Annotated in this window: 22 protein-coding genes; 4 read left to right on the top strand and 18 right to left on the bottom strand. The window is 39.8% G+C overall.

From position 1 onward, the window contains the following. From QNN06_RS12690 to QNN06_RS12680, 3 genes are all read right to left on the bottom strand, one after another. The gene (locus QNN06_RS12690; RefSeq protein WP_042463935.1) at positions 1-201 is read right to left on the bottom strand and encodes a cold-shock protein; all 201 of its coding nucleotides are present in this window, start codon (positions 199-201) and stop codon (positions 1-3) included. A gap of 385 nt (positions 202-586) precedes the next feature. Further along, entirely contained in the window at positions 587-943 is a 357-nt protein-coding gene (locus QNN06_RS12685; RefSeq protein ID WP_213116020.1) for an ArsR/SmtB family transcription factor, read from the bottom strand. Positions 944-967: 24 nt separating this feature from the next. After that, positions 968-2,716 (bottom strand): SulP family inorganic anion transporter, encoded by a 1,749-nt coding sequence (locus QNN06_RS12680; protein ID WP_284037669.1) that lies wholly within the window; start codon positions 2,714-2,716, stop codon positions 968-970. A gap of 437 nt (positions 2,717-3,153) precedes the next feature. On the opposite strand from QNN06_RS12680, the gene QNN06_RS12675 reads away from it, so the two are divergent. Next, entirely contained in the window at positions 3,154-3,945 is a 792-nt protein-coding gene (locus QNN06_RS12675; RefSeq protein ID WP_213116022.1) for a TIGR00266 family protein, read from the top strand. A 68-nt stretch (positions 3,946-4,013) separates the two neighbouring features. On the opposite strand, the gene QNN06_RS12670 is transcribed toward QNN06_RS12675, so the two are convergent. The 9 genes from QNN06_RS12670 to pruA form a co-directional block, all read right to left on the bottom strand. Then, positions 4,014-5,474, bottom strand: coding sequence for a DUF4153 domain-containing protein (locus QNN06_RS12670; protein WP_284037668.1), 1,461 nt, complete (start codon positions 5,472-5,474; stop codon positions 4,014-4,016). Positions 5,475-5,543: 69 nt separating this feature from the next. Further along, complete coding sequence (locus tag QNN06_RS12665; protein ID WP_213116024.1) at positions 5,544-6,182, bottom strand: HAAS signaling domain-containing protein; 639 nt, start codon at positions 6,180-6,182, stop codon at positions 5,544-5,546. Then, the gene (locus QNN06_RS12660) at positions 6,163-6,510 is read right to left on the bottom strand and encodes a PadR family transcriptional regulator (RefSeq protein WP_213116025.1); all 348 of its coding nucleotides are present in this window, start codon (positions 6,508-6,510) and stop codon (positions 6,163-6,165) included. Before QNN06_RS12660 ends, QNN06_RS12665 begins: the two co-directional genes overlap by 20 nt. Before the next feature lie 225 nt (positions 6,511-6,735). Beyond that, positions 6,736-6,909: a hypothetical protein gene (locus tag QNN06_RS12655; protein WP_213116026.1), complete on the bottom strand. Its 174-nt coding sequence runs from the start codon at positions 6,907-6,909 to the stop codon at positions 6,736-6,738. Positions 6,910-6,991: 82 nt separating this feature from the next. After that, positions 6,992-8,434: an amino acid permease gene (locus QNN06_RS12650; RefSeq protein WP_217034082.1), complete on the bottom strand. Its 1,443-nt coding sequence runs from the start codon at positions 8,432-8,434 to the stop codon at positions 6,992-6,994. 350 nt (positions 8,435-8,784) lie between these two features. Continuing rightward, positions 8,785-9,039 (bottom strand): biotin/lipoyl attachment domain-containing protein, encoded by a 255-nt coding sequence (locus tag QNN06_RS12645; RefSeq protein ID WP_213116028.1) that lies wholly within the window; start codon positions 9,037-9,039, stop codon positions 8,785-8,787. A 46-nt stretch (positions 9,040-9,085) separates the two neighbouring features. Continuing rightward, on the bottom strand, positions 9,086-10,351 hold the full coding sequence (locus tag QNN06_RS12640) for a Glu/Leu/Phe/Val family dehydrogenase (protein ID WP_217034186.1): 1,266 nt from the start codon (positions 10,349-10,351) through the stop codon (positions 9,086-9,088). 67 nt (positions 10,352-10,418) lie between these two features. Beyond that, entirely contained in the window at positions 10,419-11,621 is a 1,203-nt protein-coding gene (locus QNN06_RS12635) for an ornithine--oxo-acid transaminase (protein ID WP_284037667.1), read from the bottom strand. A 63-nt stretch (positions 11,622-11,684) separates the two neighbouring features. Then, a complete protein-coding gene (pruA, locus tag QNN06_RS12630) occupies positions 11,685-13,229 on the bottom strand; it encodes an L-glutamate gamma-semialdehyde dehydrogenase (protein ID WP_284037666.1) in 1,545 nt (514 codons plus the stop codon). Positions 13,230-13,442: 213 nt separating this feature from the next. On the opposite strand from pruA, the gene QNN06_RS12625 reads away from it, so the two are divergent. Continuing rightward, entirely contained in the window at positions 13,443-14,858 is a 1,416-nt protein-coding gene (locus tag QNN06_RS12625; protein ID WP_213116030.1) for a sigma-54 interaction domain-containing protein, read from the top strand. A 481-nt stretch (positions 14,859-15,339) separates the two neighbouring features. Beyond that, complete coding sequence (locus tag QNN06_RS12620) at positions 15,340-15,678, top strand: hypothetical protein (RefSeq protein WP_213116031.1); 339 nt, start codon at positions 15,340-15,342, stop codon at positions 15,676-15,678. Between the two features lie 47 nt (positions 15,679-15,725). Here the strand turns inward: QNN06_RS12620 and QNN06_RS12615 are convergent, their stop codons facing one another. Then, positions 15,726-17,024: a purine/pyrimidine permease gene (locus QNN06_RS12615; RefSeq protein WP_213116891.1), complete on the bottom strand. Its 1,299-nt coding sequence runs from the start codon at positions 17,022-17,024 to the stop codon at positions 15,726-15,728. 305 nt (positions 17,025-17,329) lie between these two features. Between QNN06_RS12615 and QNN06_RS12610 the strand changes: the two genes are divergently transcribed. Continuing rightward, complete coding sequence (locus QNN06_RS12610; protein ID WP_213116032.1) at positions 17,330-18,202, top strand: alpha/beta hydrolase; 873 nt, start codon at positions 17,330-17,332, stop codon at positions 18,200-18,202. 49 nt (positions 18,203-18,251) lie between these two features. Here the strand turns inward: QNN06_RS12610 and QNN06_RS12605 are convergent, their stop codons facing one another. The 5 genes from QNN06_RS12605 to QNN06_RS12585 all read right to left on the bottom strand — a co-directional run bounded on the left by QNN06_RS12605 (position 18,252) and on the right by QNN06_RS12585 (position 24,123). Next, on the bottom strand, positions 18,252-18,707 hold the full coding sequence (locus tag QNN06_RS12605) for a nucleoside deaminase (RefSeq protein WP_213116033.1): 456 nt from the start codon (positions 18,705-18,707) through the stop codon (positions 18,252-18,254). 89 nt (positions 18,708-18,796) lie between these two features. Further along, positions 18,797-20,344, bottom strand: a complete 1,548-nt coding sequence (locus tag QNN06_RS12600) for a xanthine permease (protein ID WP_213116034.1) — start codon at positions 20,342-20,344, stop codon at positions 18,797-18,799. A 78-nt stretch (positions 20,345-20,422) separates the two neighbouring features. Then, positions 20,423-21,385 (bottom strand): carbamate kinase, encoded by a 963-nt coding sequence (arcC, locus tag QNN06_RS12595; RefSeq protein WP_213116035.1) that lies wholly within the window; start codon positions 21,383-21,385, stop codon positions 20,423-20,425. Between the two features lie 15 nt (positions 21,386-21,400). Continuing rightward, the gene (locus QNN06_RS12590) at positions 21,401-22,576 is read right to left on the bottom strand and encodes an ankyrin repeat domain-containing protein (RefSeq protein ID WP_284037665.1); all 1,176 of its coding nucleotides are present in this window, start codon (positions 22,574-22,576) and stop codon (positions 21,401-21,403) included. A gap of 119 nt (positions 22,577-22,695) precedes the next feature. Then, positions 22,696-24,123 (bottom strand): YlbE family protein, encoded by a 1,428-nt coding sequence (locus QNN06_RS12585; RefSeq protein ID WP_213116036.1) that lies wholly within the window; start codon positions 24,121-24,123, stop codon positions 22,696-22,698. Position 24,124: the final 1 nt, after the last annotated feature.

Genomic DNA, 24,124 nt, shown 5'->3' with positions numbered 1-24,124 from the left:
TTACTTCTTAGTTACGTTAGCAGCTTGTGGTCCACGAGCTCCTTCAACTACTTCGAAAGAAACTTCTTGGCCTTCTTCTAAAGTTTTGAAACCTTCAGTTTGGATTGCAGAGTAATGAACGAATACGTCGTTTCCGTCTTCTCCTTCGATGAATCCGAAACCTTTTTCTGAGTTAAACCATTTTACTTTACCGTTTTTCATAAAAAAAAATCCTCCTATTGGCTTGAAAAAAGCCATGTGTAAAATTCACCAAATTACAACGCAGATAGCTTTACTCATTACTTCATCCAAACTTCGGTCAAAACCTTGATCAAGCATATTACATAAATCTAATCTCGTGCAACGGCTGTTTACAATTTATCATTATTTAGTAGGTATGTCAAGAAAGGGCAAGACGACATAAACTGACATCATTTTCGCCAATCCCATGATATTTTATTATTTTCACAATAATAATTTGCATATTAATCTATCAGGTAAGGAGGAAAACAAGAATCATATGTCGTTTTTTGAAGAAAAATATTTGGGCTGTCCTTTTGGAAAAGTCGTGACAGGTTTACTATTTAAATAGAAAAAACCGAAGAATTCAATTCTTCGGCGTAACTGCTGGTACTTCTTCCTCTTCTTTAAATTTATCCAATATAGTGATGGTATTGACCAAATGATTGTTAAAAATCTGTCTTGCTACTGCTAAGAGGTCAATGATCATGGAATCCTTTAATGTATAAATAACTTTGTTTCCATCCTTGGTGCCGGTAACAATGTTTTTCGCCCTTAGTACCTGCAGCTGCTGTGAAACAGCCGAGCCTTCACTACCCGCAAGTGTCTGAATTTCATTGACACTTTTTTCTCCCTCAGCGAGAATTTCTAAAATACGAATTCTTAATGGATGAGCCAAAGCTTTAAAAAATTCTGCTTTAAACCGCTGCATTTCTAAATTCAATTCATCATCACCTTTACTACAAAACTAGAAGGTAGCCGTTAATTTCTGTCTGCTTCCCTCTTTTGCCTCAGTACCGGAAAGCTTCTTACATTCTCTAAATGCAAAATGCTTACAGCCCAGGCATTTGTTTTGATTTATTTCCTTTAAAGCATATTGAATGGCTTCACCTGTATGGGCAAAGAAATGTTCATCGCCTACAACCTCGTATAACCCCGTCTTTTTCAGTACACTTTCCGGCTGCGGATTTATTCCTGATATTAATACTATACCATTTTTGGAAAAGTGGCGTACAATACTTGCCAAATTCGCTTCCCCGGTTGTGTCCATAAATGGAACCCTGCCCATCCGCAACAACAGAATCTTCGGACGATAATTAATGGTATTCATGATCGTTTCTTCAAATGTAAGGGCTGCACCAAAGAACAGCGGTCCTTCAATATTAAAGATGCTAATCTGCGGACAGTCATGTGTATCGGTCACCATCCCAGTTTCCACCTTGGCGCGATTGGTTTGCGGGTTCGGCAGCGCTTTGGCCGTAATCATCACGTCGCTCATCCGTTTGACAAACAGAATGGCTGACATGACCAATCCTACCTCCACCGCCACGGTCAAGTTCACAAAGACTGTTAATAAAAATGTGACTACAAGAACAAGTGAGTCCGTTGATTTTGTTTTAAAAATATGGGCAAAAACCTTTCGCTCGCTCATATTCCAAGCAACGACCATTAATATCGGTGCCATGCTGGCAAGAGGAATAAACGATGCATATGGTGCAAAAAAGATTAACACAAGCAGAACCACAATTCCATGAAAAATCCCTGATAACGGTGAAACTGCTCCATTTTTTATATTTGTTGCTGTCCGGGCAATGGCACCTGTCGCTGGAATCCCGCCAAATAATGGCGTAATCATATTGGCAATACCCTGCCCGACAAGCTCTTTATTGCTGTTGTGACGACTGCCCGTCATCCCATCTGCGACCACGGCAGAAAGAAGCGATTCAATCCCGCCGAGCATGGCAATAATAAAGGCTGGCCTAATCAATTCTAGGATGATATCCATATTTAGCTCAGGCAGATGCAGTGCGGGCAGAGTACTAGGAATTTGACCGTACGCCGTACCAATGGTTGCTACCTGTCCAGGATAAAACAAGGAAGCGGCAGCCGTTGATACGACTAAACCGATTAAAGGGCCCGGTACCTTTGGCGCGATTTTAGGTGATATGATAATCGTTGCCAAACAGATCGCTGCTGTTAAAATACTGAAAATATTCGTAGACCCAAGGTGCACAACAATTTCCTTAATGTTTAAAATAAATTCCTCATGCTTTTTGATGCCCTCTAAACCTAGGAAACTGGCAATCTGTCCTGTAAAAATGGTTACCGCAATACCTGCGGTAAAGCCGATGGTAACAGGCCTTGGGATATATTTAATCAGCGAACCAAGCTTAAATACCCCCATTAAGACAAGGATTACTCCAGCCATGAAACCCGCTATCAGCAGGTTTTCATAGCCATACGTCATGACGATTCCGAACAAAATCGGAATAAATGCACCTGTTGGGCCGCCAATTTGATACTTGGAGCCGCCGAATAAGGAGATAAGAATCCCGGCAACAATGGTCGTGTAGATTCCATACTCTGGCTTCACTCCTGAAGCAATGGCAAAGGCCATACCAAGGGGGATCGCAATCACCCCGACAATCAACCCAGAGAGCAGATCCTTTGGTACACTCTTTAAAGAATAATGATGGAATCTTTTATCTGTAAACATACTCACCCTTCTTATCACATATTTTTGTATATCTGATTATTTGAATATACAATAATAGATAAATATAATCAATAGTAATTGTTAAATGAAAACTCGTCGATTGGCGAGTCCGATAGGACGGTTCATGAGGCGTAGTTGAATTTATGCGTTAAGAATAAAATTTGGAAAAATTTTATTCTTATTAGCTAAAAAATATACAATTGTTTTCTTTTTTCGTTTATGGTACAATAGCATAGCGATGAGCTGAATTGCATAAGACGAGAAACATTCCTTCTAGGAGCACACAATGTGGAGTGTGGTTTTTTCGCCGCAATACGCAAAGACGCCTGATCTTTCAGGCGTCTTTTTTATTTTGTCCCTTGATAAGATTAGCACTTTTTTCCTATTTCCTTTAAAATATAGATAGGTGTTAATTTTTAAAAGTGGAGGAATCCGTTATGAATAACCACGAGATTGATTTTAAAATTTACGGTGATGATATGCAGTTTGTGGAGGTGGAACTGGACCCGCAGGAAACAGTTATCGCAGAAGCGGGAAGTTTCATGATGATGGATGACGATATTCAGATGGAGACCATTTTTGGTGATGGTTCTGGCGGTAGTGGCGGCGGCCTGATGGGCAAGCTGTTTTCAGCGGGAAAACGCGTGTTAACGGGTGAAAGCTTATTTATGACAACCTTCACGAATGCAGGTGCAGGCAAACGCCATGTATCCTTTGCTTCCCCTTACCCTGGAAAAATCATTCCGATGGATTTAAGTCAGTTTGACGGCAAAATTGTCTGTCAAAAGGATGCATTTCTCGCAGCGGCAAAAGGTGTTCAGGTCGGCATTGAGTTCCAGCGAAAAATTGGCGTCGGCTTCTTCGGCGGCGAGGGCTTTATCATGCAGAAGCTCGAAGGCGACGGAATGGCGTTTGTTCACGCAGGCGGTACCATTATTGAAAAGAAGCTCGGTCACGGTGAAAGTTTACGGGTTGATACTGGATGCCTAGTGGCGATGACTCGTGATGTCCAATATGATATAGAGTTTGTAAAAGGCGTTAAAACTGCATTGTTCGGCGGCGAGGGCTTATTCTTCGCAACCTTGCGCGGCCCTGGCTCAGTTTGGATTCAGTCGCTGCCATTCAGCAGGCTGGCAAGCCGGGTATTTGCTGCAGCACCAGCACGAGGCGGCAGCAAGGATGAAGGCAGCATCGCCCGCGGTCTTTTTGATATGTTTAATGGCGATTAATTAAATTGTTCATTAACTAATAGAAAATTTACTAAAACTAAACCGGGCCTCCCAGCCCGGTTTTCGTCTTATTTGAAATTAAGCTTTCTTAGCTCCATAAATGCCTGCTCTCTTTTTAAATTATAGGACTGCCAAGATGCATCCTCTGTTAGGGCCTCCTTCTGCCTGACTTCTAAAATTTGCGTCAAACTTTCAATATTCTTATCTTTTTCGTAAAGGTCGATTAACCCCAGAACACCGGTATAGGACAGGCTGTCAAAGTGGTGAACATCAATTTTGCCTGTTAATTCATACCGGTCGAGGTTCTTACTTACGACAATTTGATTAGGATCGATCACCGTCATGACTGTGTAATAAAGTAAGGATGAAATAAAGAAAAAATGAAATAACGACAGCCGCTCTATCCAAACTTTCACCAATGTATAGGTAAAAATAAACACTAAAAATATCATAAACGAGTGTGCCATGACTCTTATAAAGGTAAATCCATACGCATCTTCATACATACTTAGCCTGATAAACGCGGAGCATAGCATCACAGCACTTGAAAACACCAAAAGTGTCAGCAGGATTTGCGTAAATCTTTTTATAAAATGAGATGTCAAGCCCACGAAAGTCAACACAACCACAATGATCGATAAATTAATGATGGTGACAAATAACAGTTCAAAAAAACCCTTTCTAGCGTACTCGGCATAGGTATAATCACCCTGAAGGGTTCCGCTGAAGAAATATTTAAACTGAACTACGGTAAATACTAGATAAACGATATTAATTAAACAAAGAACTGTTATGGTGATAATCGCATCCACTTTCAAGCCCTGTTGGAACTCAGGCTGCTTTATCACCTCAATTTGCTTTTTAATCAAGACCTGCATAAACCCAAAGAATGCTGCAGTAAAAATGAGAATGACGATTAACCTTATCATGCCTTCCGCATCAAATGCATTAAACCAATTCGGAATACCGCCCATAATCCGTTCAAACTGGGTATCCGCCGACATAAGAAGACTTAAGACCACAAATAGGACTGGGATTGAGATCAGAATACCGATGAAAACCTTTTTCCAGATGATAAATTTATCTTCATCCACACCTCGTTTTACACCGCTTCCAATCAGCTTAGTCATTGCCGCATTATATTTGATTGCATCTAACAGTCTAAAAAACAAATAAGGTATAAACCAAATTTTATTCCACTGCATACTTTTCGGACTTGTTACAATGACTATATGAAAAACAACTAGTGCAGGTATCACTATAATGTTTAATACATTAAAAAACATATTATCATTCAAAAAGTAGCTTGCGGCAAGAAGCCAGATGCAGCATAGAACCAGGTAACCGAATCGTTGGTGGGTAAACGAAAAGCGCCGGTACCGCCAAAAAAAGACCACATAAAACGCGAAAAGAAACACCAAATATGAAATCCCTATTTGCCCGCGGAAAAATGATTCTTCAGCCAAAATCCCAAGCAATAAGCACAAACCTAAAAACAACCAATCCATTTTTGCCATTTTGCTTTCCATATTCATCCCTCTTTTACATTGTTTTTCTATATACATCGTATTTCTAGGTAATATTGCAAAAAAAACTGCTTATATCGACGCTTTCCTCCCCCATCGATAGCCAAGCATACTTATTGGGTACAGAAATATCGTAAAAATGATACAAGCAATAATAAATGTTTTCGTTAATAAAGGAGCAAACCATGAATGTGGTATGATTTCGAAAACAGTTAACATCATTAAAATTAAATTAGGAATGAGCGATAAAAGAAATGTTTTTCTGAGCAGCTTTCGTCCGCCATGTCCAAAGCCTCTGCCCATTTCATACCCCAATAATGCCCAAAAAAACAAATACAAGAAGGCAATTAAAGCGGGAATGGATGTTAGATGATTCCAAATTGATGTCAGCCACGACCATTGGTACAAATTATGTATAAGCGTCAGAAAACTGCCTCCTGCAAAAAAAATAATATTGAGGAGAATGAATAGCCATTTCATATTGCTTGGAGTGACGGAAAGTTCTTCCTGCCAAGCGGCAGCTATTTCTTCTGGACTTCCGAGCCTTGTGAATAAAAGGTCCTCGAGCTTCCCATGATCCGTTTCTTCAAAGGATTCTAAGATGATTTCATCAATATGGGTCTCGTATTCTCGAAGAATATTTTCTTTATCATAGTGAGTACCGAGTTCTTGGGACAATTCATTAAGAAACTTATTCTTCAGCTGTTCCATGCTTCGATCTCCCAATAACCTTATTCATTACTTTTACAAAGTCCTGCCACTCTCGTGTTTTTTCTGCGAGCACTTCTTTTCCAGCTTCAGTGATGCGATAATACTTACGGGCCGGTCCCTTCTCTTGCTCCTGCCAATAGCATTCAATATATTCCTGCTTTTCTAGCTTATGGAGCGCGGGATATAACGTCCCTTCCTTTACACTCAAACCATTTTCACTGCGCTGCTCTAATTCCTTTACCAGCTCATATCCATACATGTCGCGTTCGTTTAATAATTGTAATAAGATTAACGATGTGCTTCCCTTTACCAGTTCGCGGTTAAACATTTTTTCACCTACCTAGATTTATTAGGTATATAGAAATTCTACATGATAATTTTTGCCTTGTAAAGGGTTTTTAGATAAATAAAAACTTGCCGATTTGCGAGTCCGATAGGACGAAGACAGAGGCGTAGTTGAATTTATGCGTTAAGTATAAAGCTTTCGACAGAAAGTTTATACTTATTAGCTAAAAAAGTGACGATTTAAAAAAATCGCCACTCCCTATGTCCATTATTTCATTTTAAAATCATCTTGTTGACGCTCAATATACTCATCACGTTCGCCGCCATCTGACAATTCCTCGGAAAATCCATATCCCGTGTCACTCTGCACCAAGTTACTTGTCTTGATTGTTTTTGGATGTAAATTGTTATTAGGTGCAGCTTGCTCATTCCACTTTCCCATCGATATCACCTCATAAGTAGTATTTGGCGATTTTAAAAGATTATCCACGAAAAAACGCTTCGAAGCCCAAGCGTTATAAGAATTAAATAACCATTTTTTTATCATTTTGAAGTTGTAATTCTTGCTCTTCTGTTCCGTCCTGCTCGCGGTTCTTTTTAATTTTAAAATGATAAATCAGGTAGCAGGCGATAACAAATGGAACACCAAGATACAATGCCAAGCGTTGCTCTGAGTCAAATGCCAAGCTGGACAATACCACAACGTTTAAAGTTAATGCAATAATTGGCAGGATTGGGAATAGTGGTGTTTTAAATTTCAAATCCTCCACTTTACCGCCTTCACGGATATATTTACGGCGGAAGGCAATTTGTGAAGCAGTGATGGAAATCCAGCCTACCTGTGCTCCTAAACCAGCTACTGACAAAAGCCAAACAAAGACAGTTTTTTCAGCAAAAAAGCCTGATAATAAAGATAGTAATGCAATCCCAAGTGTTAATACAAGCGCGTTAAATGGAACACCATTCTTGGTTACTTTTGTTAAAGCAGGGCTGGCCATCTTTTCCTTTGACATTGCATACAACATCCGGGTTGCAGCGTAAAGACCTGAGTTTGCTACAGAAAGTAAAGCTGTTAGGATTACAAAGTTCATAATATCAGCAGCATATGGGATACCGATGCTGTCAAATACCACAACAAACGGACTTTCCACCACACCTGCTTTTTCCATTGGAATTAACCCGGCCACGACAAAGATTGCTAACACGAAGAAGAATAGAGTACGCCAAACTGTTTGTTTAATCGATTTTGGAATGGTTTTCTCCGGCTCTTCACTTTCTCCGGCAGCAATCCCGATTAATTCGGTTCCCTGGAACGAGAAGTTAACTGCAATCATGGTAATTATTAAAGCAGTAAAGCCGTGCGGCATTATACCGTGAGCTGTAAAGTTCGATAAGAATGGGGCAGCATGTCCGCCTTTCATATGAATCAGGCCAAACATGGCAGCGCCGCCTAGTGCGATAAACATGATTATAGCTAAAATTTTTATACTTGAGAACCAAAATTCTGCTTCACCAAAAGCTTTAGCAGATAAAGCATTTAGAGCGAATAATACGATGGCAAAAATTGCACTCCATACCCAAACATCTACATGCGGAAACCAACGCTGCATCAGTTGTCCTGCTGATAGCAGTTCAAGAGCAACAGTAACAGCCCAGCCTAACCAATATAACCAACCAAGAGCAAATCCTGTCCCCGGTCCAATAAATTTAGTAGTATAAGTTTGGAACGATCCCGATACTGGCATGGCGACAGATAACTCACCAAGACAAAGCATGGTTAAAAACATTATGAAACCGCCGACGATATACGAAAGAATTGCTCCTGTCGGCCCTGCCTGGCTGATCGTATAACCAGATCCTAAGAACAAACCTGAACCGATGACTCCGCCCAGCGAAATCATGAACAGATGGCGGGACTTCATCGTTCTTTGCAGTTCATGGGTTTGATTGTTTTCAGGTAATTGCATGAAATTTCCCCTCTTTCCCATTGAAGTATACGCTTTCAAATTGATGTGATTGTAAAAATAGGAGAAAATGTGACTGCCAAGCTACCTTCACTTTTCTGTCACACAAGAAAGAATAAGCGAATTTAAAATTTTATACAACCGGCAAATCTTTCTAAAATTATCACTATTTTTACGTTATATTTAATTGCAATTTTCATGCCAAAATAAAAAGCTTAAATTTTGAACATTTTTCGAAATTATAGCGCCAAAATTTTTTGCATAATATTAAATATTTTGCGCTCCAGATGCAAAAATACTCTTCCCACTAAAATGGGAAGAGTATTAAATGGATGTAAAATGAACTATTTTTATTAATCGCAGCCGGTAATTTGTAAATCATCTTGGATGATTCCTAACTTGGTTTGCGGATCCACCTTTTGTCCCTTCTTTACATAAATGGATCTTACATAGCCGCTTATACCGAACGAAATCTCTACAATGGCACCGTTCTCTGCTCTTACTAGAAATAGTTTCTCCCATTCATACACGTGGTTGTTTTCCTTTGTGACAACTTTTTCAACAGTGCCTGAACAGGGACTATAAATAGTTTCATCCTTAAAAATCAATTTTGTTCTCTCCTTATCTAAGATTTCGTCCGATTTTGAAAGCTTCTTACACCCAGCCGCGGAATTGTGCTGCTTCCGCCATTTTTCGAATACCTGTCATGTAGGCGGCCAAACGCATGTCAACTTGATATTCCTTTGCTGTCCGATAGATTTTTTCGAAAGAGTCAACCATTACTTTTTTAAGTTTCTCGGCTACTTCCTCTTCAGTCCAATAATAGCCTTGATTATTTTGCACCCATTCAAAATAGGAAACTGTTACACCGCCTGCACTTGCCAAAATATCAGGGACAAGCAGGACTCCGCGTTCAGTCAGAATATTCGTTGCTTCTAGAGTTGTCGGACCATTGGCAGCTTCCACTACGATTGCTGCTTTAATATTGGCTGCGTTTTCCGCAGTGATTTGATTTGAAATGGCAGCAGGAACAAGGATGTCACACTCTAATTCAAGCAGTTCTTTATTGGTAATTGTCTCTTTAAAGAGCTGTGAGAACGTACCAAAACTATCTCTTCTATCAAGCAAGTAGTCAATGTCAAGACCATTTGGGTCATGGACTCCACCATAAACATCGGAAACAGCAATAACCTTTGCACCGGCATCATGCATGAATTTAGCTAAATAGCTGCCCGCGTTTCCGAAACCTTGGATAACTACCCGAGCACCTTGCAGTTCAATACCTTTTTTCTTGACCGCTTCTTCGATGCAAATGGTTACGCCGCGTGCCGTTGCTGTTTCACGCCCTTGGGAACCGCCCAATACGATTGGCTTACCGGTAATAAATCCTGGTGAGTCGAACTCGCGTAAACGGCTGTATTCATCCATCATCCACGCCATAATTTGGGAGTTCGTATAAACATCTGGCGCCGGAATGTCTTTTGTCGGACCAACAATCTGACTAATCGCACGAACATAGCCGCGGCTCAATCTTTCAAGCTCTCGAAAAGACATCTTCCGCGGGTCGCAGATGATGCCGCCTTTACCGCCGCCATAAGGAAGATTGGTGATCCCGCACTTTAAGCTCATCCAGATGGACAATGCTTTTACTTCTTCTTCATTCACTTCCGGATGGAAGCGAACGCCGCCCTTAGTTGGACCAACCGCATCATTATGTTGGGAGCGATAACCGGTAAATACTTTAACTGAACCGTCATCCATTCTGACTGGTATGCGGACTGTCAACAATCTTAATGGTTCTTTTAATAAGTCAAACATCTCGTTTTGGTAACCCAATTTTGCCAAAGCCTTTTGTATTACTGTTTGTGTAGAGTAAAACAAATTTAATGACTCCTGCTCCTTTTGCTGCTCTTTTGTCATTTCATTTACCACTGCATTAACAGACATGGAAGACACCTCGTCAAATTTTTAAATTATTTATAATTAATTAACCTAAAACCTTTTGAATTTTTGCAACTGCCCAATCGATTTCTTCTTTGGAAATGATCAGCGGCGGTGCAAAACGAATTACTGTATCATGCGTTTCTTTACATAACAAGCCTTCTTCTTTCAACTGTTCACAATATGGTCTTGCTTCTTCTGTTAGTTCCACCCCGATAAACAATCCTTTACCGCGGACTTCCTTAATCATCGGATTGCTGATTTTCTTCAATTGATTCAAGAAATATTTTCCTAATTCAAGTGAACGTTCAGGCAGTTTTTCCTCTTCGATGACATCAAGTGCTGCAAGGGACACCGCACAAGCAAGCGGATTACCGCCAAAAGTGGAACCGTGCGATCCTGGATTAAATACACCTAAAACATCGGCATTGGCAACCACGCAGGAAATTGGGAATACTCCGCCCCCTAATGCCTTACCTAAAATAAGCATATCTGGTTCAACCTCTTCCCAATCGCAGGCAAACATTTTACCCGTACGGGCTAAGCCAACTTGAATTTCATCAGCAATAAATAAGACGTTGTTTTCTTTACATAGTTCTGAAGCAGCCTTTAAAAATCCGTCAGGAGGTAAAATAATTCCCGCCTCACCTTGAATCGGTTCCATTAAGAATGCTGCAGTGTTTGGTGTAATCGCTGCCTTTAGCGCCTCAAGGTCACCGTAAGGAATTAAATTAATGCCAGGAAGCATCGGGCCAAAACCGCGCTTATATTCTGGGTCGGAAGATAAGGAAACCGCACCCATTGTCCGGCCATGGAAATTGCCTGTGCAAGCAATGATTTCTGCCTGATTTTCTGCAATGCCCTTCACATCATAACCCCAGCGGCGTGCAGCTTTTAACGCCGTTTCAACTGCTTCTGCACCAGTGTTCATTGGAAGTGCCATGTTCTTGTTGGTCAGCTTGCAGATTCTTTCATACCAAGGGCCCAGCTGGTCGTTATGGAATGCGCGTGATGTTAGAGTTACACGGTCTGCCTGGTCTTTCAAAGCTTGAATGATTTTTGGATGACGATGGCCCTGGTTTACTGCAGAATACGCACTAAGCATATCCATGTAGCGTGTTCCTTCAGGATCTTCCACCCAAACCCCTTCCGCCTTGGAAATGACGATTGGCAGCGGATGATAGTTATTAGCTCCAAATTTATGTGTTTGTTCAATAATTTCAGTAGATTTAATTGATGTCATAGTCATTTTATGTCCTCCCTTTATTTTTGCAAGAGAGGCTTGTGAGCCCCCCTTGCTATCCTCTTAAAATTACAGCGTTTCTGAAGTCGTCTTTGCCTGCATATGAAGAATTATATAATCAGGGCCGCCTGCTTTGGAGTCCGTTCCTGACATATTAAATCCGCCAAATGGCTGATAGCCGACAATCGCACCTGTACAGCCGCGGTTGAAATAGAGATTGCCAACATGGAACTCACGGCGTGCTCTCTCAATATGCTCACGGTTATTGGAAACCAATGCACCTGTTAAGCCGTAATCGGTGTTATTAGCAATCCGCATCATATGGTCAAAGTCACGCGCTTTAGCGATAGCCAATACCGGCCCGAATATTTCCTCAAGCATAATGCGGGCATTCTCATCAACATCGGCAAAAATGGTCGGCTGAATGAAGTAACCTTTGGAATCGTCCCCTTCACCACCGGTCATGAGTCTGCCTTCTTGTTTGCCAATTTCAATATAGCTCATAATTTTTTTGAAAGATCTTTCATCGATGACAGGTCCCATATAAGTATCTAGTGATTCAGGGCTGCCAAGCGTTAATGTCTTTGTAAGTGCAACCACTTTTTCAAGAACCTCATCATAAACATCTTGGTGAATAACAGCACGTGATCCTGCAGAACATTTTTGACCTGAGAATCCGAAAGCTGAGTAAACGATAGAAGACACGGCTAAATCTAAATCTGCATCTTTATCGACAACAACTGTATCTTTACCGCCCATTTCCGCAATCACACGCTTCAGCCAAATTTGTCCTGGGTTAACTTTAGCTGCACGTTCGTAAATGCGGCAGCCAACTTCACGGGATCCAGTGAAGGAAACAAAGCGTGTCTTTGGATGATCGACTAAGTAATCACCAATTTCTGCGCCACTGCCCGGAACATAGTTCAATACCCCATTAGGAAGACCTGCTTCATGCATCAGCTCTACAAATTTTGCAGCAATGATTGGCGTTGAGTTTGCCGGCTTTAAAAGCACAGTGTTCCCGCTAACGATTGCAGCTACTGTTGTTCCTGCCATAATCGCCAATGGGAAGTTGAATGGCGAAATGATGATACCAACCCCAAGCGGAATATAATGGAACTGATTAAATTCGCCAAAACGGCTGTTTACAGGAAAGCCATCTTTGATTTTCAGCATTTGTCGGCCGTAGTATTCTAAAAAGTCAATAGCTTCTGCAGTATCAGCGTCGGCTTCTTTCCATGGCTTCCCTGCTTCCTTCACCATGTAGCTGGAAAACTCATGCTTGCGGCGGCGCAGAATGGCAGCAGCGCGGAATATAATGTTGGCACGATGTTCAGGAGCCCAGTTTTTCCATGTTTCAAAAGTAGTTAATGCTGTTTGCATAGCACTTTCAGCTAATTCTAGGTCAACCATCGAAACGGTACCGATAACTTCTTCCTTATTTGCTGGATTGATAGACGCAATCTTTTTGTCGGTTGTAATTAGCTCTCCGCCAATTACGACTGGATAGTGTTTGCCAAGCTGTGATTGAACAAGATCAAGTGCATCTTGAAATGCTTTTTTATTTTTTTCTTCAGAAAAATTCGTAAGTGGTTCGTGTGTATACGATTGCATGTAATTAAACCTCCTTTGTTTGTAACACACTATTAATATGCAAGTTCCGTGCCAACTATTTTTTTGCAGTTTATCAACGTTTCAATATAAAAAACACGCCAATTTTTTTTGCTATTTTGCATACATTTAAGAATTTACGCAAAATTATTTTGCATTATAGTCTGATTTTTGATTAAATTAGTGCATAAGGGATTTGCAAGGAGAGAAAACGTCATGGAAAATACAAAAAGAACAATCCAACAGCTGCAATATATAAACAGCATGTACAAAAGGATATTGGACGAGGTCGACGTAGGTGTCCACGCCGTCGATAATACGGGGAAAACAATCGTTTACAATAAAAAAATGATGCAAATAGAGTCGATGGATATTCAGGAAGTGATCAATAAGAATTTGCTGGATGTTTTTAAATTTAAAGATAATCAATCTAGTACACTAGTAAAAGCTCTACAGGATGGCAAGGAAACCAGTAATGTCAAGCAAACCTATTTTAATAATAAGGGCCGTGAAATTACGACCATCAATAATACTATCCCAATTTATCAAAATGAAAATCTGCAAGGCGCAGTAGAAATTGCCAATGACGTAACAAAACTCGAACGCCTGATAAAAGGAAATACCAATAAAAGCGGCACCAGATATACCTTTGATAATATCATCGGGAATAGCCCTGCCCTTAAAGAAGTGATCGAAGCAGCGAAACGTGCCAGCCGGACTGCATCCTATGTATTAATCGTTGGGGAAACAGGTACAGGCAAAGAGCTTTTTGCGCAGAGTATTCATAATGCCAGCACTCGGCTGGCCGGTCCATTTATTTCGCAAAACTGTGCTGCCCTGCCTGATAATTTAATTGAAAGCCTTCTTTTCGGAACGAAACGCGGAGCTTTTACGGGCTCTGTTGATTCACCGGGATTATTTGAACAGGCTGAAGGCGGCACACTGTTACTTGATGAAATTAACTCTTTAAATATGAACCTTCAGGCAAAGCTGCTTCGTGTTCTACAGGAACGAATGATCCGTAGAATCGGCGATACAAAGGATACACCTGTTGATGTCAGGGTAATCGCCAATATCAACGAGGATCCGATTGATGCTGTCGCCAATAACAATCTTCGAAAAGATTTATATTATCGGCTAGGGGTGGTAACGATTTTCATCCCGCCATTAAGAGAAAGAAAAGAGGATATTCCATTATTGGTGGAGCACTTCATCGAAAAATATAATGAACGTTTTCAAATGAATGTTAAAGGATTATCTGATGAGGTTAAGCAATCATTTTTTGAATATGATTGGCACGGTAACATCCGCGAGCTTGAACATATCATTGAAGCTGCATTGAACATCATGATGGATGAAGAAATCATCAAGTACTCCCATTTACCGTATCAATACCGCAATAAAATGCAATTGAAGGAAAGAATGCTACCTCTTTCCACAGTTGATACCTATATTAATGAACAGGCAGATATTGCGATACCTCTTAAGGAGCAACTAGAGCTATTTGAAAAATCCTACATCGAGCATGTGTTGAAAAAGAATAACAACAATATTTCAAAGAGTGCCAAATTGCTAGGCCTAAGCCGGCAAAGCCTGCAATATCGGATGAAAAAACTAAATCTCAGCATTTAATATTCAAAAAAAAAGCGGTAATGAACGGGATTACCGCTTTTTTGCATTCACAAACAGGGCTTGTTTTACATAAAAATATTATTATATAAAAGTATTTGCAGCAGCTGTTACCTTTTTAAAAATAAAAGCATAATTATTCCATTTTTACCCCATACTAAATAAAAACGTTGAGGTGAAAAAAATGGGACTACTCAGCTCATTCAATCAATGGAGAGAAACACGCTATCAAAATCATCTCTCCACTATGAAAGACCAAGGCAAATGTCCAGATTGTTTTGGCCGAGGCTACACCGTTTACCCTTACAATGAATTTGCATATTTTAATTCGTTTGAATGTCCGGGATGTCAAGGCAGCGGCCATTACACGGATTGGGAAAGCTATCAATAAACTAGTCCAAAATAGAAAGAGGCAGTCTCACATGGGTTTTGATCCATTAGCCTTCGAGACTGCCTTCTTATTTACTTGATTGGAGGTAATGCAATGGCGGTTATTGTCCACCAGACATTCACGATTAAACAGGATAAATTTAAAGAAGGTATTGAAAATTTACGAGAAATAAAAAAATTTAGAATGGAAAATTATAACCATAAGGTTGAGATTCTAACTCCAATTTCTGGAAACGATCATACATATGCATTGCTCTCTACTTACGACGGGTTAGCGGAGATGGAATGGCAAAATAAGAAAATGTTTGATGATGAAGAATATCTGGAACTAATTGGACCGTTTTTTCTTGAAAATATAGCAGAAGGCAGCATGTATACGCAGATTTATCGCACGCTTAGCGATAAAAGCAATGAGAAGAAAAATGACAAATAACAGCAGAAAGCGTTCAAAAATTCTTTGCACGCTTTTTTCTAATAAAATCACATAGTGGTAGATGGCTGTTTTTCTTTCCAAATCTGTTCAAGTAAGATCGCCATGAAAGTCCCGACTAATAAACCATTTTTACCCAAATTTTGAATCACGTACGGAAGTCCATTTAAGCCATCTGCAGGTAAAAACATTGTTCCAATCCCTAATAGGAGTGAAATTCCAATAATGGCTATATTCCTATCGTTTAATGGGTGCTTTATCAATGACCTGATACCAATTGCCAGCATATCAATTAGTGTTGCTAAAAGCGCAGCACTTGCAACAGATAATGGCAGCGATGCCAACATACTCACTGCTCCAGGAAAAAAGGAAAAGGCCATTAAAACCCCACATGCTGCAACGAATGGAAAAATCCTGTATTGTTTGGTTATCTTAACAAACCCTGCAGTCGCCGGAAGCGGTACAACGGCAATAGTTGAAAATACGGCTGATAAAATATGAGAAAGTCCCCCAGCACATGTTCCTTTATAAAGCCTAACTTCTAATGATGTTTGTTGATTTGGAATTGTATCCGCTGCAGCACTGATAGCAGCAAATGTGTTTGAAATGAGTAAAAAGGTAAATAGTATCGATGTAATCAAAATACCACTTGTCAAATGTGGATATCCCCAAGGAAATATCTCAGGAAATTTAATCCATGATGCTGAATAGGATATAGACTGTGAACTCTTACCGAATATTAATAACAGCACCCAACCGCATAATATACCTATTAAAATTGCGTAACTTTTCAGCCAGCCCTTTCCTTTTGTGGAAAGGAAGATGATAAGGAAAAATACTAGTATTGCAGCAAAGAAACTCAGCTTGTCAATCTGGCCTGTAAGAGGATTTATGGATACCATTCCTTTTATAAATACACCACTTAGCTGGATAGCCAAAATAAAAAGAAAACAACCAGTTACCAATGGAGAGAAGAGGAATAACAAATGACGGACCCATTTCGACACGCCTAATAACAATAGCAGCATTCCTGCTAAAATTAATCCAGCTTCAAGAGTCTGTAATGTTTCTTTCATTGTTAACCCCTGCTCCGCGCCAACTCCTGCGAAAATAACAAAAATGCTTACCCAGGACCCAGCAGGTCCGTCTGCAATTGGAAATCGATGGCCAAATTTTGCCTGAATAAAAGAGCTTAATCCGACAATAAAAAACGTTCTTTGCATAAGGTCCGAAATTGCTGCATCAGAAAGGTGAAATACATTTCCAATCACAATCGGAAGCGCAATCGAATTTGCGAGTAAATAGATAAACCATTGAAGGGTACTAAAGAAATTATTACTTTTACTCATTTGCAAAGCAGCTTACCTCCAAAAAATAATTTTATTAGAATTCAAAGTCCGGCACCATCTAAAGAAAAGTGCCGGACAAATCCATTCAAGCAATCTTTATTACGCAACAACAAAATAATGGAAAGCTCATCAGTGTTCCAACATCTTGACTATATCTTCATTTTAGACACATTGCACAAATCCGTCTTTGTACGACTAATCCAAAATATCAGTATTTTTGTTAGGCAACATACACAATGACTTTTTTTACATTCTTTGATAAACTTGGCACGTTCTCAATACTTCATGATTGGACGTGCAAATTGATGAAGCAAACAGTTATATATAAGCAGAATGATTCTTTTGAACTAAAAGCAGATTACTTTGGAACAAATCGAGAGCATGCACCTGTTGTGGTTTATATTCATGGCGGGGGATTAATTTGGGGAACAAGAGAAGAAATTAGTGACGATATGATCCGGTTATATACCAACAATGGGTTCGCGTCGTTTTCCATCGATTATCGCCTGGCACCAGAAACGAAGCTGCCGAAAATTCTCGAGGACATTCAAGACGCAATAGATTGGATTATCACAAAAGGAGCCGAACAGTTCTCGATTAATCCAAAAAAAATCGCTGTAGTTGGTAGTTCCGCTGGCGGGTTTTTAGCACTAAGTACCGGCACCTTTAAAAATAAACCAAGCGCAATTGTCTCCTTCTATGGATATGGTGACATTTTAGGTAAATGGGCAACTTCACCAAGCAAATATTATTGTCAAAAAGACATGGTTCCACAAAATGTAGCAAATACTCTTATTTCAGATAAGACACTTACCGAAGCCTCTGTGGAAGAGCGGTTCCTTCTTTATGTACATGGCAGACAGCAAGGTACTTGGATTAATTTAATCACTGGCACGATGCAAGAAAGCAACAAAGAAGGGCTCAAGAAATATTGTCCAATTCACAATGTTACTAAAGACTATCCCCCAACACTAATGCTGCACGGGACAAAAGACATGGATGTTCCATACGAGCAGTCTGTCTTTATGAGAGCAGCAATTATAAAGGAATCTGTCGAAGCAAAGTTAATAACCATACCAAACGGAGAACATGTATTCGATAAAGATTTTCATAATCCAGTTGTTCAAAATGCACTTCAACAGGTTGTTGATTTCCTGCACTCCCACCTAAACATGTAAAAAAATATAAAACGTCTGGTACTGATTACCAGACGTTTTATATTTTTTATTACTTCTCGTTAAGCTTATGGAAGTGCTCAAATAAGTTATCGCAATCATCTCTTTGTTCTACTTTTACCATTTTAATAACGCTATCATCTTCACCTTTTAAATATTTGCGCAGGTGCATGTCGGAGAATCCATGCTTTTCAGCATCTTCTTTTGTATTAACGTAATATACCTCTTTAATCCCCGCCCAAATCATGACAGCCACACACATTGGACATGGCTCACAAGTTGCATACATTACGCAATCTGATAAATCAAAAGTCCCTAATTTTTTACAAGCTTCTCTTACCGCAACCAATTCTGCATGTGCAGAAGGGTCAGTATCTCTCATCATCGTATTGCTTACTGCAGCAATGACTTCACCATCGCGTACAATTGTGGCACCAAATGGTCCGCCGATCTTATTGTTCATACCTTCAATCGTTGCATCAACAGCCATTTTAATATATTTTTCCATAGCCAAATCCTCCAAGTTTTGTTTATAAAAATTTTTTGAATAACTAAATTTGGAAGTCATCTAATTTATATTCCTGAACACTTTCACTTTTACTCTGTAACAGGACCAATGTTTTCTTTCTTGTTTACATAGAGTTTATACGCTAAAAATCCTGCAATTAGTAGATATCCCCAAACGAAAGGCATAGCAGTTGGTTGGGCGAGTCCGACAGTGTTTGTATGAATGGCACCAACAAATGTTAAAATGGCCCCCAGCATTGCAGCTACTACGCCTCCAATAGGTGTGTTACGGATCGTAAAGATTGCAATACAACCCCAAAGAACACTAGTAATAGGTGCACCATTACCCAGAGCAACCAAGCCATCGTAGAAAAGTCCAGCATTATGCAGGGCATGTGAAGAAACTTGACCGGCAGCAGTCCCCACCGTCATCCCAGTAGCTGAAATTGCATTATTAACAGCAGTAAGCGCCCAGGTAGCAACCCATGGGAAGAAACATACAAAGATTACAGGGGCTTCAAATTGCGGACTGTTTTTGACAGCTTGATGCCCTGATACAATCGCAATAAACACGAGCATAGGAACAATCGCCGCAATCGGGATAACAGCCAGTAACAGACCCATAAGACTTAAAATCGATAATACAAATATTGCTGCACAGCTAGCAATAGAATAGCCTATACCTGCACCAACTTCTTTCCAACCAGCATGACCTACATATACAGTTACCGGGAATGGGTTTCCACAAAGGCCGCCTATCGCTGAACAAATACCATTTGTTAGCATTACGTCTCTAGTTTTGTATTCATCCCCAACAACAGCAGCAGCTTCAACATTTTCCAGATTAAAAATATAGTTCGCCAATCCTAGAGGTACAGCCGTCAATAAATATGGCAGCGCAGCGCCAATATGATCGAAAAGTCCATTTAAATGCAACATGGGAGGATTAAAGCCAAATGATTTTAGAGCTTCAGTAACGTCGGCAGGATTTTGATATCCAGCTATCCAAGCAATTGCCGTTCCAATTACAATCAATAATAAACCTGTAGGTATTTTCTTTAATATTGGATGTTTACTTAACCAGTTCATGAAGATGATGATAATTGCAACAAATGCCACTATAGGCATTTCAAAAGATTGCAGCATTGGGTTCATACCCAAGAATACAAAAGCCAAACCTGCTAAGGCTGCCAGTAATACAGTCCTTGGGACAAACTTTCTAAGAGTATCGCCCAGGAATGCACCTATTATTAGCATGGTTGCCTCAAAGAAGCACCAAAGCACACCCACTGTTGTAGTAAAAGCAGCATCCTTTGTTTGATGATATAGAGGAAGCATAATTACAAATACGATAAGAAAAATACCAGGTGAACTAGAACCTGATGGTAGTGCGGTAACATCTGATCTGCCTGTTTTTTTAGCTAATTTATAGCCAAAATAAGCAAATACAATGCCAGATAGAAGCACAGCAAGTCCAAAGCCAGGAACAATTTGTTTAAAAACAAACTCTTTTGGCATACCAACTACACCAATTAATAGTGAGATCATAACCAAAAAGTCTGTCAAAACATTAACGAACAAACCGAAGGAAGCAGCAAAGTCTCCTTTTTTCCATAAAGATATATTTGCATTTGCCATGTAAATTCTCCTCAAAAATGTATTAATTTTTAATACAGCTAAACCTTTTCTAAATTGGCTTATTCCATTTACTACCCATTAAGTTGTTGTTTTTTTAACAATATGGGTACCTGCTTTTTCTTGAATAGCATCCTTTAGACTCTCAGGGTTTGTGATGATGACCCTGGAACCGCCCTTTTCCAAGAAGTTTAAACTTGCTTCAATTTTGGGAAGCATGCTGCCTGGAGGGAAGTGTCCTTCTGCAACATACTGTTTTGTTTCTTCAATTGAAATATTTTCAAGTGCCTTTTGATTTGGTTTACCAAAATGAATGCAAACTCTGGACACGCCAGTCGTAATAATTAAGGTTTCTGCCTGTATTTGTTCTGCTAACAAACTTGTTGCAAAATCTTTATCGATAACCGCATCAATGCCTTCGTATGATCTATTTTCCGTTTTAACAACAGGAATTCCTCCGCCGCCAACAGCAACGACAACAAATCCAGCCTCTATTAATGTTTTAATTGCATCTTTTTCAACAATATTTATTGGTTTCGGCGAAGGAACCACTCTTCTATAGCCGCGGCCTGAGTCTTCAATTAAGATCCAATCCGGATGTTCTTTCTTCATTTCTTCTGCTAGTTCAAAAGTAAAGAAGGATCCTACCGGCTTTGTAGGGTTTTTAAAATTAGGGTCATCAGGACTTACCTCAACCTGTGTAATAACCGTAGCAACTTTTTTGTTCATGCCTCTCTTAGCAAATTCATTAATCAAAGCTTGTTGAATTTGATAGCCGATTCCGCCTTGAGTTTCAGCGCCGCAATTGACCAGAGGGACTGATGGCATTCCAGCAACTTCATTCGCAATTTCCGATCTTCTAAGACCGAACCCTACTTGCGGGCCATTTCCATGTGTAACTACCACATTGAAGCCCTCCGCAACCATATCAGCGATGTTTACAGCTGTTTCACTAACAGCTTCATATTGATCCTGAACGGAATCACGTCCATTTTCCCGGACTAAAGAATTCCCCCCAATTGCTACAATAACTAATTTTTCCACGGCGTATGCTCCTATCTAACTACTTGTTGTTTTTTTTAATAATTCAATAGACTGCTCTTTATGAAGATGATATAAAGGGTTCAACGGGTCGTGTTTAATGGCATTCTCAATTGCTTCGATCGCTTCCTCATGTTTTCCTAATGATCTTAGACTGTTAGCCTTGTGGAAGGAGAAATCATAGCGTTGTGGCTGCATTGCAAGCAGCTTATTCATTTCCCGTACTGCTTCCTCATGTCTGCCCAATTCTCTTAAATAATTGGATTTGTGGTAAAGGTAAAACGTTTCGTCAGGGTTTAATTTACAAGCTTTATCATATTCTGTAAGCGCTTCCTCAGGCTTGTTCATTAATCTTAAGCAATTTGCTGTGTAGAAATAGAAATCTAAATCATTGGTATTGAATGTTAAAGCTTTGTTATACTCCTCAAGCGCTTCTTCGTACCGCTTTAATTCTTGGAGGTTATAACCTTTGTAGAAATGATAATCAAGATTGTTTGGTTCCTCTGAAAGAGCTTGATTGATTACTAGGATTGCCTCTTCAAAGCAATTTTCTTTATATAGCTTTTTAGCTGATTGAATTACTTGGTTATCCTCTTGATATTCTTTTTTAAGAATTTTAACTACTCTTTCCTGATTTAACTCTGCGGCATGCTGCAGGGATGATTTTCCGTCCCTATCCTGCAAATTCACATCAGCCCCAGCCTCTACAAGAACTTCTATAATATTCGAGTATAAACGGCCCCCATTGCCTAAAATTACGGCTTCGAGAAGTGCTGACCAGCCTAAATTATTTACATGATTGACAGGAACTCCTGCATCAAGGCAAACTTGCACTGATTTTAAATAGCCTTTCTCACTTGAAGGCAATAGGGCTGTACCGCCAAAACGGTTGACACTTTTTAGGTCTGCACTATATTCCAGCATCATGCTAAGAATTTCATGAAAGCCATTTGCACCAGAACAAATGAAAGGTGTTAGCTGTGTAATATCTCTGGTATTAACATCACTGCCTGCTTCCAACAACAGTTTCACTGTATTTACTTGATTTTTTTGAGTTGCAGCCATTAATGCTGTCCGGCCATTTTCATCTTTAAAATCAACACTTGCTCCTTCTTCGAGCAATTTTTGTACAGTATTGACATCTCCTTGTTCACTAGCAAGGATCAATTCCATATTTAAAGACTTATTGTCCACCTACAATCGCTCCCGTTCTTATGTCCTGTCACACAATTTCCTATGGGGCTTTGGGGGGGAAGGTTCCCAAACCAAGAATAAAACTTGGGACATCAATCTCCCCCAAAAAGCATATTTGATTAATGAATATTTTCGTTTAATGCCAACATTGCTTTTTCAAAAGCTTCTACCGGCGGATAAGTGATACCTGCACCAATCATTCCGATGCCTGCTTCTTTATGCGCAATGGCGGTATTAATGACTGGCATTATTCCTGTTTGAACAACTTTTCTAACATCAATTCCAGTTGGAAGACCCATAAAATCAAGCAATGGGATTGTTACATTCGGATTCTGAGTTGTCGTGATTTCCTTCATTTTTGTTGAAAAACCGATAGCATCCTCAACTGTACCCCCTACAAGCGCAACAATTGCTGGAGCCGTTGCCATTGCAAATCCGCCAAAACCGTATGTTTCCGTGATGGCACTATCACCAATATCAAGTCCAGAATCCTCCGGCTTGTATCCAGCAAACATTGGACCAACAACCTTTTGTGCAGGGCCTGTAAACCATGTATTTCCTGGCATACCGCTTACACGGATACCGAATTCCACACCGTTACGGGCCATCGTTGTTACGATTGTGCTATTTTCAATGCCATGAGCAGCATCAAGAGCACATTTTGCCATTGCCATCCATGTTGGACCAGAGAAATAATCACTGCTGGCTACGAAATCAAATACTTCTTTTTTCTGCTCGATTGTATAATCTGTTTGTAAAATATAAGGTGTTAATGCTTGAATTAATAGAGTTGTACCAGCAACATTTCGGTTATGACACTCGTCACCCATATGGAGAGCCTGGGCAAGCATCAAACGCAAATCAATGCCCTCTGGATTCAATTTCATAGCATCTCTTAAAATAGGACCAAATACATCGCGCATCCATATCAATCTATCAATGACACTTTGATCATTAGCACCCATGCGAAGGATTTTTGCTAATTGCTCACTTAAGTTTGTATAGGCAATATTGCCATACGTTTTGTTTTCAACAATGTGCATGAACATTGATGCTGAAGTAACACCTGCCATGGAACCTACACAGTTGTGTTCATGACAAGGAGCGAAAGTAATTTCACCAGATGCTGCAAGTTCAGCTGCTTCTTCTAAATCCTTTGCCAAACCTTCAAATACCAGTGCGCCGGTAACAGCACCCTTCATTGGGCCATTCATTTTTTCCCAAGTGATAGGCGGGCCAGCATGAAGAATGGTTTTCTTCGTCATACCTGGTACGCAGTTAATCGCTTGGTCATAACCGATTAAAATCGGGTGAGAATTTATAATTCTTTCTACCGCCAACTTATTTGCTTCTTCAATTTTTTGCATGATGGCAGGGTTTTCAAATTTATCAAGTGCTGCAATTAACGCATGATTTCCTCTTCCAGGCGGTGTCCATTCTAAATGAATGACTTCTGCACCTTGTTTCGCTAAATCTTCCTTGAATGACTCAATACCTACGTTGATAACATTTGGTTTACCTTTAAAAAGTTCGTTAATTTTACTCATG

The sequence above is a fragment of the Neobacillus sp. 114 genome, assembly GCF_030127045.1.
Classification (GTDB): domain Bacteria; phylum Bacillota; class Bacilli; order Bacillales; family Cytobacillaceae; genus Neobacillus; species Neobacillus rhizophilus.
The sequence above is the reverse complement of the archived record's forward strand: the minus strand, read 5'-3'. Positions and strand labels throughout refer to the sequence as shown.